10 protein-coding genes and 1 pseudogene are annotated in these 17,508 nt (G+C 45.2%); 10 read left to right on the forward strand and 1 reads right to left on the reverse strand.

Going from position 1 to position 17,508, the window contains the following annotated elements:
* The 9 genes and pseudogenes from ppdK (at nt 1) to ACQRBN_RS03565 (ending at nt 13,485) form a co-directional block, all read left to right on the forward strand.
* A complete protein-coding gene (ppdK, locus tag ACQRBN_RS03525; RefSeq protein WP_427737583.1) occupies nt 1–2,625 on the forward strand; it encodes a pyruvate, phosphate dikinase in 2,625 nt (874 codons plus the stop codon).
* A gap of 130 nt (nt 2,626–2,755) precedes the next feature.
* Nucleotides 2,756–2,892 (forward strand): annotated as a pseudogene (locus ACQRBN_RS03530) (DNA mismatch repair protein MutT); the annotation flags it as partial.
* Nucleotides 2,893–2,982: 90 nt separating this feature from the next.
* Nucleotides 2,983–3,192 carry a hypothetical protein gene (locus ACQRBN_RS03535; protein WP_427737584.1) on the forward strand — a complete coding sequence of 70 codons (210 nt, stop codon included), beginning with the start codon at nt 2,983–2,985 and terminating at the stop codon, nt 3,190–3,192.
* Complete coding sequence (locus ACQRBN_RS03540; protein WP_427737585.1) at nt 3,146–8,995, forward strand: hypothetical protein; 5,850 nt, start codon at nt 3,146–3,148, stop codon at nt 8,993–8,995. The genes ACQRBN_RS03535 and ACQRBN_RS03540 overlap by 47 nt, the downstream gene beginning before the upstream one ends.
* A 188-nt stretch (nt 8,996–9,183) precedes the next feature.
* Nucleotides 9,184–10,089, forward strand: coding sequence for a quinolinate synthase NadA (gene nadA, locus ACQRBN_RS03545; protein WP_427737586.1), 906 nt, complete (start codon nt 9,184–9,186; stop codon nt 10,087–10,089).
* 29 nt (nt 10,090–10,118) lie between these two features.
* Entirely contained in the window at nt 10,119–11,309 is a 1,191-nt protein-coding gene (locus tag ACQRBN_RS03550) for an L-aspartate oxidase (RefSeq protein ID WP_427737684.1), read from the forward strand.
* Nucleotides 11,310–11,377: 68 nt separating this feature from the next.
* The gene (nadC, locus tag ACQRBN_RS03555; RefSeq protein ID WP_427737587.1) at nt 11,378–12,229 is read left to right on the forward strand and encodes a carboxylating nicotinate-nucleotide diphosphorylase; all 852 of its coding nucleotides are present in this window, start codon (nt 11,378–11,380) and stop codon (nt 12,227–12,229) included.
* 35 nt (nt 12,230–12,264) lie between these two features.
* A complete protein-coding gene (locus ACQRBN_RS03560) occupies nt 12,265–12,774 on the forward strand; it encodes a transcription repressor NadR (protein ID WP_427737588.1) in 510 nt (169 codons plus the stop codon).
* A 93-nt stretch (nt 12,775–12,867) separates the two neighbouring features.
* The gene (locus ACQRBN_RS03565) at nt 12,868–13,485 is read left to right on the forward strand and encodes an AAA family ATPase (protein WP_427737589.1); all 618 of its coding nucleotides are present in this window, start codon (nt 12,868–12,870) and stop codon (nt 13,483–13,485) included.
* A 401-nt stretch (nt 13,486–13,886) separates the two neighbouring features.
* Here the strand turns inward: ACQRBN_RS03565 and ACQRBN_RS03570 are convergent, their stop codons facing one another.
* Nucleotides 13,887–16,463: a PEP/pyruvate-binding domain-containing protein gene (locus ACQRBN_RS03570; RefSeq protein WP_427737591.1), complete on the reverse strand. Its 2,577-nt coding sequence runs from the start codon at nt 16,461–16,463 to the stop codon at nt 13,887–13,889.
* Between the two features lie 171 nt (nt 16,464–16,634).
* On the opposite strand from ACQRBN_RS03570, the gene ACQRBN_RS03575 reads away from it, so the two are divergent.
* A complete protein-coding gene (locus ACQRBN_RS03575) occupies nt 16,635–17,483 on the forward strand; it encodes a putative manganese transporter (RefSeq protein WP_427737592.1) in 849 nt (282 codons plus the stop codon).
* Nucleotides 17,484–17,508 lie beyond the last annotated feature (25 nt).

Raw genomic sequence — 17,508 nt, forward strand, 5'->3', positions numbered from 1 at the left:
ATGGCAAAATGGGTTTATTTGTTTAGTGAGGGTAATGCAAATATGCGCGAACTCCTCGGTGGTAAAGGTGCCAACCTGGCTGAGATGACAAGCCTTGGACTCCCGGTACCACAGGGTTTCACTATTACAACAGAAGCATGTACTCAGTATTATGAAGATGGAAGAGAGATTAACGACGAGATCCAGGCTCAGATCAACGAGTATATTGTTAAGATGGAAGAGATTACCGGTAAGAAGTTTGGAGACAGTGAGAATCCGCTTCTTGTATCTGTACGTTCAGGAGCAAGAGCTTCTATGCCTGGTATGATGGATACAATCCTGAATCTTGGATTGAATGAGACTGTAGTAAATGTTATCGCTGAGAAGTCTGGCAATCCTCGTTGGGCTTGGGACTGCTACAGAAGATTTATCCAGATGTATTCCGATGTAGTTATGGAAGTAGGAAAGAAATACTTCGAAGAACTGATCGACAAGATGAAAGCAGAAAAAGGCGTTACTTATGATGTTGAACTGACAGCAGATGACCTGAAAGAACTGGCTTCTCAGTTCAAGGCTGAGTACAAAGAGAAGATTGGTGCTGACTTCCCGGATGATCCGAAGGAGCAGTTAATGGGAGCGGTAAAGGCTGTATTCCGTTCTTGGGACAACCCACGTGCTAATGTATACCGTCGTGACAATGATATTCCATATTCTTGGGGAACAGCTGTTAACGTACAGTCTATGGCATTCGGTAACATGGGTGATGACTGTGGTACAGGTGTTGCATTCACACGTGATCCTGCTACAGGCGAGAAGAAACTTATGGGTGAGTTCCTGATCAATGCACAGGGCGAGGACGTAGTTGCTGGTGTTCGTACACCAATGCCGATTGCTAAGATGGAAGAAGAGTTCCCAGAGGCATTTGCACAGTTTACAGAGGTATGCAAGACTCTTGAGAACCACTATAGAGATATGCAGGATATGGAGTTCACTGTTGAAAATAAGAAACTCTATATGTTACAGACACGTAATGGTAAGAGAACAGCTCAGGCTGCTCTGAAGATTGCTTGTGATCTTGTTGATGAAGGGATGAGAACAGAAGAAGAAGCAGTTGCAATGATTGATCCTCGTAACCTGGATACATTGCTTCACCCACAGTTCGATGCTGCTGCACTTAAAGCTGCTACACCGATGGGCAAAGGTCTTGGAGCTTCTCCGGGAGCTGCTTGCGGTAAGATTGTATTTACAGCAGATGACGCTGTAGAGTGGGCTGCAAGAGGAGAGAAAGTTGTTCTGGTTCGTCTTGAGACATCTCCAGAAGATATCACAGGTATGAAGTCTGCTCAGGGTATCCTGACGGTTCGTGGTGGTATGACATCTCACGCTGCCGTTGTTGCTCGTGGAATGGGTACATGCTGTGTATCTGGATGTGGCGACATCGCTATGGACGAAGAAAATAAGAAATTTACATTAGCTGGAAAAGAATTCCATGAAGGAGATCCAATCTCTATTGATGGTACAACAGGTAACATCTATGATGGAATCATTCCAACTGTTGATGCTACAATCGCTGGTGAATTCGGAAGAATCATGGCTTGGGCTGACAAATACAGAACAATGAAGGTTCGTACAAATGCAGATACTCCTGCAGATGCTAAGAAAGCTCGTGAGCTTGGAGCAGAGGGTATCGGACTTTGCCGTACAGAGCATATGTTCTTCGAGGAAGACAGAATTGCTGCATTCCGTGAGATGATCTGTGCTGATACAGTAGAAGAAAGAGAAGCTGCACTTGAGAAGATTCTTCCATATCAGCAGGGAGACTTCGAAGCATTGTACGAGGCACTGGAAGGTAATCCGGTTACTATCCGTTTCCTTGACCCACCGCTTCATGAGTTCGTTCCTACAGAGGAAGAGGATATCAAGAAACTTGCAGATGCTCAGGGCAAATCTGTAGAAGAGATTAAGACAATCATCGATGCTCTTCATGAGTTCAACCCAATGATGGGACATCGTGGATGCCGTCTTGCAGTTACTTATCCAGAGATTGCTAAGATGCAGACAAAGGCTGTTATCCGTGCAGCTATCAATGTACAGAAAGCACACGCTGACTGGACAGTTAAGCCAGAGATCATGATCCCATTGATCGGCGATATCAAAGAGTTAAAATATGTTAAGAAGTTCGTTGTTGAGACAGCAGACGCTGAGATTGCAGCAGCAGGCATAGATCTGAAATACGAAGTTGGTACTATGATCGAGATCCCAAGAGCGGCTCTTACAGCTGATGAGATTGCTAAGGAAGCTGACTTCTTCTGCTTTGGTACTAACGACTTGACACAGATGACATTCGGATTCTCTCGTGACGATGCTGGTAAGTTCTTAGACGCTTACTATGATGCTAAGATCTTCGAGAATGATCCATTTGCTAAACTTGATCAGACAGGTGTTGGTAAGTTAATGGATATGGCTATCACATTAGGAAAGCCAGTTAATCCGGCACTTCACATCGGTATCTGTGGAGAGCACGGCGGAGATCCATCTTCTGTAGAATTCTGCAACAAGATCGGTCTTGACTACGTATCTTGTTCACCATTCCGTGTACCGATTGCTCGCTTGGCAGCAGCACAGGCAGCTATCGCTCAGAAATAGGAGTTTAAGACCTTATTGTTGAAGTGTATATTATTGAAACATTTAGCCCCGTCATTTATGGCGGGGCTTTTTGTGAAGTCGGGATAACTATAGATTGTTGAAAAAGCATGAATGGGCTATAATTAGTGTATTGGATTTTGATGGGTCAGATGTTAAAATTCAAGAAGAGGCTGACGGGTAAAGATCGCTTCCTTGGAAGAGATCAAGGTGCTGGCAGAGGAAGGAATATTCCTTCACTATGACAGTATCAAAAGAGCATTTATGTAATATAAGGATAAGAGTACCCTCAGTGGACAAAAGGGATGAAGCCCCCTTATGTCTTCTGGGGGTAAATTATAGTAAGCAGGAGGAAATGCTATGAAGACGATTTTCGTATCCAGTACATTTAAAGACATGCATTATGAGAGGGACATTATGCACGAGAAGGTTCTTCCTGATCTGAATGAATATGCGGCAGCATATGGTGAAAGTATCTCTTTCTGTGATCTGCGTTGGGGTGTGAACACCGGTGATCTTGAGAATGAGGAGGGGTCACGTAAGGTGCTGTCGGTCTGTCTGTCTGGATGAGATTGACCGTTGTCGTCCGTATATGATCGTAATCCTTGGGGAGCGCTATGGATGGATTCCGGAAGAACAATTGATATCAGAGACGATTAAAGCAAAGGCGGATTTTGAACTTAAGGAACTGGAGAAAAGCGTAACTGCCTTGGAGATTGAATATGGTGCACTTAGCAGGAAGGAGCAGCTTGCTCGGACTCTCTTTTATTTTCGTGATTTTGAAAATGAGAATATGCCTGACATCTACAAGACGGAGAGTGAGCGTCATGCGAAGAAACTTAAGGTTCTCAAAGACCGGATCGAGAAACTGGCAGGTGGACGAGTCAAGTATTATACCGTGGGCTGGGATAAGGATAAGGGAACGATCACCGGTCTTGATGGCTTTGTGGAACTTGTGACACAGGATGTGAAGGCGCTTCTTACAGATGAGTGGCAGGAATATGCGAGGCTCACTCCGTTCGAAAAGGATCAGAGGGCTCAGTGGAACTACGCCGGACAGAAAGCAGCACAGTTTAGCGCCAGGGAAAATATGATCGAAGATTATCGGGAGAAGCTTGAGCATGGACAGAAGCTTCTTGTACTGCAAGGCATGGCAGGAAGTGGAAAGAGTACGCTTATGAGCCGGTTTGCCGTGAAACTTCGAGAAGAAGGATATCATGTTCTTCCATTTTTCTGTGGTAATACCTCTAGGAGTGACGATACTCTCGACCTCATAAAAAATATTGTCTATTACATAGAAGATTATTTTTTTCTTCCACATCGTGAAGAGAGTGAAAAGGAAAATGCTATAAAAACAGGGGGAGATCAGGCTGATACTAAGGGTCCCCAGAGCGTTGGAAATAACAGTGTCCGCATGTGGGCAGATAAAATGGCGGAACTGATTGCTTACTACGAGGCAAATGCCGGGGAGACGCTGGTCATATTCATTGATGCTGCAGATCAGCTTTTTGCAGATGAGGCTCGCGATAAGCTCATGTTTATCCCAACCAACCTCTCAGAAAAAGTCAGAATGGTCATATCCTGTCTGGATACATTTGCTCTGCCGTCTATCCGGGAGATAGAAGAAGTAAAGCCTCTTGAAAATCTTGATAAGCAGGCGGTAGTAAAAGGCATTACTCATTTTCTCGGGCGTGAGCTGGAGAATTGTGTGATTGATAAGATGATTGAAAAGGAGGCGTCAGGAAGTCCCTTGTATCTCAGTCTTCTGATCCAGCGGCTGGTAATGATGAACAAAAGTGATTTCGATGATATCACGGCTCATGGAGACGGAATGTCGGCGATCACGGCACATCAGTTGGAATTAGTGGAAGCGGCATCGGATACACTGCATGGCGTGTGTGTAGATATATTAAATACGGCGGCAACACGTATCGGAGGAATGCTGGCAAGGATGGCAGCTATGTATATCGCCGTTTCCAGGCACGGGCTTCGGGAGAGTGATCTGGAAGTTCTGCTCGCGAAAGAAGGGGTGTTGTGGAACAGTCTGGATTTCTCGCTGTTCATTAAGTATATGAGAAGTTTCTTCATCCTGCGTGATGACGGGCGTTATGATTTCGCACATAAGAGTATCCGGGAGGGATTTCTCGCAGAATGTACACAGAAGCAGCTGCTGCACCGCAATATCCTGAGACATTTTGAAGGGCTGGATTCTCATGATGCTGTCCGAATACAGGAGATTATGTATCATTGCTGCAATGCGGATGATAAGAAATTCCTTGTACATTATATCAATGAATATCAGTCTGAGGATGCGATTATGGATCTGGCAGCAAAGGACATCTATGAATTCTCTATGCAGGATGATGGCAGGATGATGTGCGGGATTCTTGCAGACGGAGCGTCATACGGTGCGAAACATGAGGTTCTGATGTTTGTAAATTATGATCTGGACCGGGCATTTGGAAGTTCTCAGAAGGAACTTAAAGTGCAGGAGAAGATTGTAACTGAGACGCTCGCTCTCGCAAGGCGTCTGGAAGCAGAGCAGGGGACTGCGCAGGCCAGGCGGGATGTGACGACCTGTTGCTATACACTGGGTGATATCTATGAGATCTATGACAGCAGGGACTACCTTGAGCGTGCCCGTGTCATGTACCTGGAAGCGCTTAAGGTCCGGGAGAAGCTTGATCAGGAAGAGCAGAGTTTGGCAAGTAGGAGCAGATTGGCATATGCCTGCTATTATATGGGGTATATCTATGAGACTGACGGAAGTCAGGCGTCTCTTGAAAAGGCGCTTGAGTTGTATCAGAGAGCACTTAAGATTCGAGAGGAACTTGCACAGGCAGAGTCGACTCCATCAAGGAAGGTTCAGGTGGCATCTGCCTTAGCCGATGTGGGAAATATCTACAAAATATTTGGCAGTATGGAAGATCTTAATCATGCACTTGAGATGTATCAGCGTGCGCTTCAGATTCGAATGGAGATTGCAGAAGAGAAGGAAACAAGTGCGAACAGAGAGAAAATAACGGATTTATACAGAAGTATCGCAATAATCTACGAGCTGTTTGGAGGGCGGGAAGATCTTGACTGTGCATTGGAATTGCATCAAAAGGTGCTGGAGGATCGCAGGTGCAGGGCAAGCAGGGACAAATCTGTGGCGAGCCGTAAAGACCTGGCGGCCAGTTATATCGACCTGGGAGATGTCTATGATGCGTATAGGACAGGGAATGACCGGCAGAAGAGTCTTGCAATGTATCAGGAAGCATGTAAGATTTGTGAACAGCTTGTAAAGGAACTTGGAACGGCGAGAAGCAAGAACGATCTGAATCGAATTTATCATCGCATCGCGTCCGTCTATGGACAGTTTGAAGACAGGGAGAATCTTAACGAAGCATTGACTCTGTATCAAAAGGCACTGGCTGTCCAGGAACAGCTTGTCAGAGAGCAGAATACTGCGGACAGCATCGCTCGTATTGCGCCTATTTATTCCGGAATGGGAGAGGCGTACAGAATTTTAAACGATCGGGAGAATCTTAAACTGTCGCTTGAGATGTATCAGAAAGCCATGGATGTTCAGGAGCAGGTGACCCTGATGCAGCAGACGCCGCATAGCAAGGAGGTTCTGGCGTCATATGCCGTAGAGACGGGAGAGAACTATGAGCTTCTGGCAGGAGCGGAGAATCTGAGATTGGCTGCTGAGATGTTTGACAAAGCCCTAAGGATACAGTCTGCGATAACCGAAGAATTGAAGACAACACAGAGCAGGAATGCGCTGGCGGCCATATATTACAGAATTGCTGAGAATTATAGGGAGAGGGGAAGTAGGAAGACTCTCGAACTTGCGATAGAGTCAGGCATGAAAGCTGTGAAGATCTGGGAGAGCCTTGCTGCTGAGCAGGAGACGGTAACAAGCAAAGGGAGACTTGCATATGGATATAGTATGGCAGGTTCTGCGTATCGCAAATTCGAAACTCCAGAGTATCTTGAACGAGCGCACTGCATGTATGAAAAAGCAAAGTTCATCTGGGCGGAGCTTGTGAAGATGGAAGCAGTACAGAGCCGGATACCCTATATGCGAGTATGTCTGGATCTTGCAGAAGTTTGCTGTGACCAAAGTGATGCCAGGAACCTTAGAAAGGCACTTGGACTGTATCAGGAAGTCAGTGCACTTGGAGAACAGTATGTGAAGGAAGCAGAGATTGACGCTGAGAGAGAAATACTTGCCGACAGCTATGCCGGATGTGTAAGAGTATATCTCTCCCTGAAAGAACAGCTAAGTGAAGCGGAAGAACTGCAGCAAAAGTCACTGGAAATCCGCAAATGCCTTGACTTCGAGCTTAAGACTGTGCGAAGCAAGAGCAGACTGATCGCAGCATATTCTGGAATGGCAGAGGTATACCAGAGTTATGAGGATGTAGGGCATCTGAATCAGGCAAGACAGATGTATGAGACAGCACTTAAGCTTGGGCGTGAACTGATGGCTGAGCTTGATCAGGCGGTGAGCAGAAGGATTGTGACCTCCTGTCTTGAGAATCTGGGAGATGTGTACCGGGCACTTGGGAAGGAGCAGGATGTTAAGAAAGCGCTGCATCTATATGAAGAAGGGCTGGAAATTCAGAAAAATATAGTATCCGAGCTTGGAACATTTGAAAGTAAACGTATGCTCGTCGGATATCTGGAGCGAATCGCGTTCATTTATAAGGATTCTGGCAGTCGAGAAGGGCTCTGTAAGGCATTGGAATTATTTCTTAGAGGGGATGCGATTCTGAAAGAAATGGTCCTCGAAGATGACAGTGCAAAATGCCGAGGCTGGCTTGCGGGTTTCTGTCAGAACATTGGAGACGTCTGTTATACACTACAGGGGGATCAAAATCTTAAGACAGCGCTTGAGAAGTATGAAGAGGCATTAGAAAACTATCGTGATATTGAGAGGGAACTGGATACGGCAAAAAGCAGAGAACATCTGGCATATGCCTATGAGTCGACTGGCAATGTATACCGCAGGCTTGGAGGAAGAGAGAATCTGGACAGGGCGTTGGAACACTACGAACAGAATCTGAGATTATCTGAACGACTTGACCGGGAAACCGGTACTGCGGCGAATAAAAAGCGTGTGGCGGTGGCATATGAGAAGATTGCGGATATTTATCAGGAATATGGGGATAGGGAGCATCTTAAGCAAGCTTTGGAATTATATCAGCAGGAGTCGGCGATCTGGGAGACCCTTACTGGAAGGATGAGCAGATGTGAGATCTTAAGAGGGCTTGCAATCAGTAGTCAGAAAACTGCAGGTATATATAAAGCATTTGGAGAACAGGAAGCGTGTGAGCAGGCATTGGAATTATATGAGAAGACGATCGGCTTCTGGCAGCAGCTCTGTGAAGAATCTGGCTTAATCAAGGATCAGAGAGACATTGGAATCTGTTATGAGAGAATGGGAGATATCTACAGGGGGCGAGAAGACATTGCCTGTCTTCAGAGAGCATTGGAATATTACGAGGCGGCAGTCGAGATTGGAGAGCGGATTGCAGGAGCACTTGACACGTTCGACGCATGGAAAGTACTGGCAATTGACTGTAACAAGTCGGCGAATGTATTGAGAGAACTCGGTGGGAAGGAGAATATTCTGCATGCCGCCAATCGATACAATCAGGCAATCGAGATCCGGGAACGCCTGGTCCAGGAAGCAAGCGCGCCGTATATGGTGAAAGCCCTGGAGGAATGTTATCGAAAACTTGCCAATGTGTACCGGAGACTTGCCGGTGAAGATAAGGATTACGAAGCGGCGGCACTCGAACTCTATGAGAAATCATTAAATATTACGGAAAAAGTTGTATTGGAGATCGAAACTCTTCCATCAGAAAAGAGATCGGAGGAGGAACGATATATCTACCGGCTGAGGATGATGGAGAATTGTGTCAATATGGGAGATCTCTATCTGTCGCAGAAGCAGGATACTGCCGGGGCATTGGAATTGTATGAAAAGGCATACCGCATAGGCAGGATATTCATGGAAGAGAGACCGGATACAGAACACAAGAATTATCATGGAATGTGTCTTGCGAGGCTTTTGCAGATATACAGTGCACTCGACGGCGAGGAGTACACGAAAAAATCATTAGACATCGGCAGAGAAAGCCTGGAACTATATGAATCGCTTCTTGAAGAACAGAAGAATGTCCAGATATGGGATACCTATATTTTCGTGCTGTATCAGATGATCCGGAATAAATTGGTATCGGTATCTGAGAAGGCAGAGTATGCAGAAGAGATGTTGTCAGAATCCGAGAAACTGTATGAGATAACAGGAAACCCAAGACACAGACAATTTATCGAGACGGCAGAAGGGTTTCTTAAGATTATTTATGGGGAGTAAATATGACAGTTTACTCATATATTGGTATCTGAGGCGCTCTCGGAGCAATGCTGGGTTACAGTTTTAGCATGGTTACGATGAAAATATAAACGTTAAAAATATATCTTTTGCTTTGTCAATTCATGTGTCTTGTCACATGTAAATTACAGTGGTATAATGGTGTGAGTTCTAAAAAGGAGAAAAGTATTATGAATATTATCGAAGAGATCCAAAAGTTAAAAGAAGAAAAGAATGCAGTGATCCTGGCACACTATTATGTTAACCCGGAAGTCCAGGAGATTGCAGATTATATCGGAGATTCCTATTATCTCAGTAAAGTAGCAGTTGATTTGGAAGAACAGACCATAGTATTCTGTGGGGTATCCTTCATGGGTGAGAGCGCGAAGATCCTGAATCCAGATAAGACCGTCCTTATGCCGGATATGACAGCAGACTGCGCTATGGCACACATGGCGGATGCTGAGACGATTCAGAAGATGCGGGATACTTACGAAGATCTGGCGGTTGTCTGCTATATCAATTCTACAGCAGAACTGAAACAGCATTCAGATGTCTGTGTAACCTCAGCAAATGCCGTGAAGATTGTAAAGGCATTGCCGAACCAGAACATTTTCTTCATACCGGATCGCAATCTGGCACATTTTGTAGCGGAACAAGTGCCGGAGAAGCATTTTGTGTATAATGAAGGATATTGTCCGGTACATGAGAAGATGCAGGTGGAAGAGATTAAGAGGGAGAAAGAACTGCATCCGGATGCAGAGGTTTTGACGCATCCGGAATGTCCGGAAGCCGTTTGCCGTATGTCTGATTACATCGGCAGTACCTCAGGGATTATTACATATGCAGGTAAGAGCGATTGCAAAGAATTCATCATCTGTACGGAGAATGGAGTCCGCTATGAACTGGAGAAACAGAATCCGGATAAGAAGTTCTATTTTACAGAGACGGAGCCGGTATGCCATGATATGAAGAAGATTACTCTGGAGAAGATCAGAGACGTGCTGGCAAATGGAGAGAACGAAGTTCATGTGACTCAGGAATTACGTGAGAATTCCGTAAAGCCATTGGAGAGAATGCTGGAACTTGCGAAGTAGATAAATCTGGCATTGGGAAGGATTATATGATGGAGATACATACAGACGTTGTCATAGTAGGAACCGGAGTGGCGGGTTTGTTCAGTGTGCTGAATCTGCCCGCTGATAAAAAGATTCTGATGATTACCAAGTCGGATCTTGAGAGCAGCGATTCGTTTCTGGCGCAAGGTGGAATCTGCGTACAGCGGGATGATACGGACTATGACAGTTATTTTGAAGATACGATGAAAGCGGGGCATTATGAGAACCGGAAAGAATCCGTGGATATCATGATTCGAAGTTCCAGAGAGATCATTAAGGATCTGGTCGGATATGGCGTGGAGTTCGAGACGCAGGACGGAGAGTTCTTATATACCCGTGAGGGGGCGCATTCTAAACCGAGAATTTTGTTCCATGAGGATATTACGGGCAAGGAGATTACGAGCAAATTACTGGCACAGGTAAAACGTCTTGAGAATGTGACTATCTACGAATATACAACGATGACGGATATCATAGAAGATGAAGGCAGATGTGTGGGCATATTGGCGGAGAATGAACAGGGAGAGTATCAAATCTACGCTGACTATACGATCCTGGCAAGCGGAGGTATCGGCGGAAGATACCAGCATTCAACGAATTTCCCGCATCTGACGGGAGATGCGCTAGAGATATCTAAGAAACATGGAATCCGGCTGGAGCATCTGGATTATGTGCAGATTCATCCGACAACACTTTATTCAACCAAGCCAGGACGCAGATTCTTAATATCGGAATCTGTGCGTGGAGAGGGTGCAGTGCTATATAATAAGAATAAAGAAAGATTCGTGAATGAATTGCTGCCAAGAGACGTTGTTACACAGGCAATCCGCGAGCAGATGAAAAAGGATGGTACAGAATACGTGTGGCTATCAATGGAGCACATTCCGACAGAAACCATATTAAAGCATTTCCCGAATATCTATCAGCATTGTCTGGAAGAAGGATATGATGTGACGAAGGAGTATATACCGGTGGTCCCAGCACAGCATTATTTCATGGGAGGAATCTGGGTAGATTCGGACAGCCGGACTTCTATGGAGCAGCTCTATGCGGTGGGCGAGACCAGCTGCAATGGTGTGCATGGTGCGAACAGACTGGCAAGCAATTCATTATTAGAGAGTCTGGTTTTTGCTAAAAGGGCGGCAAAGAAAATTGGACAGGCGTATGCTGCAAGGGAATCAGAAGGGATTACGGCATAGGGTGTAAAGATGGATGCTAAAGACGCAGATTATTAAGTGTATAATGAATAAAAAGGAGAACGAGTATTATGAATAAGATTACAATGACGCTTCAAGTCGATCATCTGATTCTTGAAGCGTTAAGGGAAGACATATCCAGTGAGGATGTAACTACCAATTCCGTAATGAAAGAAGCAGTGAAAGGGGAAGTGAATCTAATCTGTAAACAGGATGGAATCATTGCCGGACTTGATATATTCAAGCGTGTATTTCAATTGCTGGATGAGACGACAGAGGTGGAATTGTATTGTGCAGATGGAGACGAAGTAAAAAATGGACAGTTAATGGGCAAAGTCATTGGTGACATACGAGTACTTTTATCAGGAGAACGTGTAGCACTTAATTATCTTCAGCGTATGAGTGGAATCGCCACCTATACACATTCAGTTGCGTCGCTGTTAGCGGGAAGCAAGACGAAACTTCTGGATACCAGAAAAACGACACCGAACATGAGAATATTTGAAAAATATGCGGTACGTGTCGGTGGAGGTTACAATCACCGATACAATCTGTCGGATGGAGTATTGTTGAAGGATAACCATATCGGTGCCGCAGGCAGTGTTGCCAAGGCGGTTCAGATGGCAAAGGAATATGCTCCTTTTGTGCGGAAGATAGAAGTTGAAGTTGAGAATTTGGATATGGTGAAAGAAGCAGTGGAAGCGGGTGCTGACATTATCATGCTTGACAATATGTCAACAGAAGAGATGCAGGAGGCGATTCGTATAATTGATGGACGTGCCGAAACGGAATGCTCCGGTAATGTAACCAAAGAGAATATCAGCCGTTTGACATCTCTCGGGGTTGATTATGTCTCTAGTGGGGCATTGACCCATTCCGCTCCTATATTAGATATTTCCCTAAAGAATCTCCATGCGATATAATAGTAGAAAGAAATAGCAGGAGGTAAGGGAAAACTATGACTGGTTCTGAGAGAAGAACGGCGATTATCCGGGAGATACAGGAAAGCGTGCTTCCGGTATCGGGCAGAAAACTGGCTTCAATTCACGGGGTAAGCCGTCAGGTGATCGTGCAGGACATCGCTCTGCTTCGTGCGTCGGGGTATGATATTATTTCTACAAATCGAGGATATATTCTGAGTACTGTGAAGACAGTCAACAGAGTTTTCAAAGTTCAGCATACGGATGAACAGGTAGAGGAAGAACTGTGTGCTATTGTAGACCTGGGGGGATGTATAGAGAATGTTATGGTGAATCACCGTGTATATGGTCATATTGAAGCGGAACTGAATATTAATTCCAGAAGAAAAGTGGTGGAATTTCTTGAAGATATCCGTAGTGGAAAGTCAAGCCCGCTTAAAAATATTACATCGAATTATCACTATCACAAAGTGACGGCAGATAGTGAGAAGACGTTAGATATGATAGAAGACACACTGAAGGAAAAAGGATTCTTGATTGAGCCATAATTTTGTTTTTGTGCTGGTATTTTACCCTGGAGAAGAGGTATAATTAGATTAAATAATGTTGATGGAGAATCTTTTCGAAAGGGAGGGAGAGTTATGGCAGAACATAAGATTGTTACAATTGGACGTCAGTTTGGAAGCGGTGGGCATGAGATCGGCAATATATTGGCAACCAGGCTGGACATCCCGCTATATGACAATAATCTTGTCAGAATGGTGGCTGAGAAACTGGATATCAGAGAGGAGACTGCGCGGGCAGTTGATGAGACGACTTTGAACAGTTTTTTAGCTGGATATGTGATTGCCCCGATCGAGTATACAAGCGCAATCAGGGAGGCTGAGTATACGCCACCCCTGAATGAGCAGGTGTATGAATTGCAGTCGGACATTATCCGCAGATTATCTGAGAGAGGTCCCTGCGTAATTGTAGGGCGCTGTGCGGATTATGTGCTGCAGGATAATCCGAATTGTATCAACGTATTCATTTGCGCGGATCTTGAGGACAGGATTCAGAGGATTGCCAAGAGATATGATCTGTCAGAGAAGAAGGCAGCAGATAAAATTAAAAAGATCGACCGCGAACGGAAATATTACTACGAATCTCATACCGGACTTGATTGGGGCAGCGTAGAAGCGCATCAGGTCTTGCTGAATGTGAGCAGGCTGGGGATGGAGAGAACCGTGGATATATTGGAGATGATGTATCGGGGGTAAGAATCATTTTGGAAAGTGAGTGGTTGGAGGTGTACGGCGCGATAGCGAGTTATGGGTGGCTGGTGTCGGAGTCCTTCGGTAAGAATACGTAACATCAAAATGAGCGTCAGCCACCCATAACTCGCTTCATAATTGCAACATGCCACAATGTTATACCTCCGATGTAGTTCCACCTACATCTTCGCTGGAATCCTTGCCAGTAATTGTCGCAGAATCCGGGAGGGGAGGGTGGTTGCGTAGGTTAAGTGGAGCGTTCCGAAGATCCGTCCCCGCGATGTTGGATGGTGAGGCTGGAGCTGCTATCAGCGACTGCCTCGGCATCCTACATCCCGGTGGACTAGCTGAGGTAGAGCGGAACCTCGGAGCAAACACCCTCCCCTCCCGGATTCGACTGCCAATCACTAGATTCCCCCCAACACCGTCCTCTCATTACGTACATCAGAATACAGATGTATTCCCTTTCCCTGCAAATCATACACATGCACAATATCCTTATATTCTCCACATTCCGGCAATATATCTGTCAATATATTCGCATTCTTTTTAAAATAATCTTTATCAAAATACAAAGTCCTGTCATTGTCGAAGATGGCAGTATAGAAGATTTCGGCTTCTACAAGATCTTGGAACATATGGCTGCCATAAGAAAGTTCAGGCATATATCCAACTTCGCTGTCGGACATCTCGCATATAGAGCAGAAGTGATGAATCTCTGCGAAAGTAACAGGAACTCCCAACTCCGGGGAAGAAGTGCCGATTCTTCCGGGAACGAAGAGCATGAGTTTCTGTCGGCTTTTTCGAAAGTAATGATTGATATCACCGATAATTCTTGCGATATCAGGCTTCTGCTTATAAGGACACTGATAATAGCCTTTGGAATCCACCCATACGATGTAGTCGATATTCTCTGATCTGGAACCTCCCATAGAAGCATTGGTGACGGAGAATACAGTCTGTTCGTCCGGAAGATCAGGAACGGTTACGGCATCCCGTGATGTCCCAATCTGCAGTGGACGGCATTGAAGCAGATTGAATACGAATTCACCATCAGCGTTACTGTTAATTGTGAATTCAATGTCTACCGGATAATCATAGGCTGTTTGCAGTGTCCGAAGAATAGATTTCATGCATTCGGTAAAGGTACGGTTGCGAACCAGTCCTTCACAACTGGCAAAGAGAATTTCCCGGTGCTGGCCGCGTTCGCGGAAAGTACGCTCGGCATCGTAATCATGCTCCAAAACCATACGTTGATACCAGGAATCCATATAAGGGGTCACCTGCTTAATAGAACGGGTGGCAAGAGATTTCTCCTGATAATCAATCAAGTCTACATAACGCTGAGAATACTGATGCTTTGCCTGGCTTCCGGTTAGCGTGGAACTCTCCGGACGTGCAAGATTCACGATACGCGGATAATCACCTTCTGTGCGGTCAACTGCACGGGTGCCAAGCCCCATAACCAGGCGCAGCATTCCGCAAGAGGCATCCAGGGAATCGCTCCAGCGGTAAGCGCTGTAAGAATATCCTACACCTGCGGCATTTGGCATCAGAAAATCTTCATACATAGAACCAGATACACGTTGGATTAAAAGAGCCATCTGTTCATCCTTATATCCAAGACCACGCTGACGCCTGTATTCCAGAGCAGCCATGTTCATGGTACTGGCATAGACCGTACGTACCGCATTCTCAAGTTCTGTAAGCCGTGTTGTGATGTCGCCTGAGTTAATACAGAAGACGGATTCGTATTTTCCGGCAAATGCGTTGCCGAATCCATCTTCCTGAAGACTGCTTGAACGCACGATAATCGGTCGCTGCCCGAAGTATTCCAGCATTCGGATAAACTGTTGGCGGATAGGTTCCGGGAAAGAACCGGTCTTAAAAGCATGCTCAATCTCCGGGGCCAGTTTAAAATATCCTTCTTTCGTCTTCTGGCTGATGTGGAGTCTCCAGAACTTGTTATGTACTATATAAGTATAAAACACATCAGAACCCAGATAATAGGAATCGTGAGGCTCCATAAGACGGAAAGCCTCCGGATTATCCGTCTCTATAATCTTGCGGGCAAGCAGCATGCCGCATGCCTTGCCGCCGATACTCCCTGTTCCAATCATGCGTTTATAGATATGGAAATAATCTTCCGGAGAAAAATATTGCTTTAACAGAGCCAGGATTTTTTCGTCCCGTGACATCATGTTCTGGCAGAAGTTATCTTGCGTTTCTTTGGAAAATATATGATCCGTATGATAGATCCGTCTGGCATCGGAGACGAACCTTTCCCAACTGTCCAGATTCTGATTCTCATAGATGCGGGTAAGGTTATCTACAAGCGTATAGAAACGGCTGACTTCATAGCCTCCCTTCAAAGGAAGGAAAGAGCCGTCTCCTGCGATGTATTGATGAGGAAGAAACATATTGGGTGAATAACGGTTCCAGACTTTTAGCGGATTGATGTACAGGCTTTCTCTGTCCATGTAGACATCCAGAAGCAGTTGGGTTGTCTCCTGAATCCGGGCAATCGCATCAAAGGAATGGCGCCCGCGAAGAATCGGAAAATACGCCACTGTATTTAGTTCGAACAGATAGGGGCAGGTTACCCGAAAGAAGTTCCCCATCATAAGGTCTGTTGCCCAGCTTGCCTGAAGATCCGATAGACAGTCGAAGATATAGAAGACATCCTGGCCTTCCTCGGCGATGCGTTTCCGTACATTCATAGTGAAGGCTTCGAAACCCTCTGCCGGATTGAATTCATAGACAGGAATGCCGCAAGAGTGACTAAGAAGTCTGGGATGTCCGGTAAAATGCATATACAGAATCCGACGATGATCTTTCTTTGCCTGCCGATAGAAAGGCTCTACGAAAAACCGGTATTCTTCCATGGAGGATACCTGCCATACAACGTTGTCTCCCAAACGGATATGATCCAATATAGCATCTAATCCGGGAAGTCCTGATAAGATTCGCTCAAAAGTACTCAATATTTCACCCTCCTTAAAATTATTTTGATGATAATATAAGTATACAAGAATACGGACAAAATGAAAAGAAAAGGGTAGATATTTGATGTTTTTGAAAATAGTCCTTGTAAATTCATGAGACTGCATCTAAAATAGACCTATTAGGTCTGGATCAGAAAGGGTATGTGATATATGGAAATGTTAAAAGACGTAATTCTGGATACCAGTTTTGATTGCTTGAAGATGCTGCCATTTTTATTCGTGGCTTTTATACTGATAGAGGCACTGGAACACTATTCCAGCGAATTTACTGAGAAAATGCTTATAAAGGTAGGAAAGGCGGGACCGATTGTCGGGGCAGTTGCGGGATGTGTTCCTCAGTGTGGCTTCTCCGTTATGGCTGCCAATCTCTATGCGGGAGGCATTATCTCCGTCGGCACGCTCTTATCAGTATTTATTGCCACATCTGATGAAGCGATTCTGATTATGCTTGGCAATCCTGGTGCGATAAAGGAAGTAGGCCCGCTGTTGGCATCGAAGGTGCTGATTGCGATCGCGGCAGGCTATATTGTAGATATCTTTTTGAAAAACAGAATCTCTGTGCCGAAGGCAAGCGGCAATCTCTGCGATGACTGTGGATGCCATGAAGAGGAGTCGGGAGTGTTGAAGCCGGCATGGCATCATACAGTGAAGATATTTGTATATCTGTTTGTTTTTACCGGTATCCTGAATCTCTGTGTGGAGATCTTCGGAATAGAGAGGCTCTCAGCCTTTTTATTGGGAGATACTATTTTTCAGCCGGTTATTGCCGCGGTAATAGGATTGATTCCCAACTGTGCAGCGTCCGTAATACTGACTCAGTTGTATCTGAGCGGGGCGATATCATTCGCTTCTGTGATCGCAGGACTGTGTACAGGTGCAGGAATTGGTCTGGTTGTCTTATGTAAAGTGAATAGGGATAAAAGAGAAAACCTTAGAATCATTGGAGTATTGCTTGCAATAGCCGTGATTGCAGGAATTTTGCTAGAGATTATAGCATAAAAAAACTCCTCAAATACTAAAGATA

Origin of the sequence: Bariatricus sp. SGI.154 (assembly GCF_050313795.1) — a bacterium.
Taxonomy (GTDB): domain Bacteria; phylum Bacillota; class Clostridia; order Lachnospirales; family Lachnospiraceae; genus CAMBRQ01.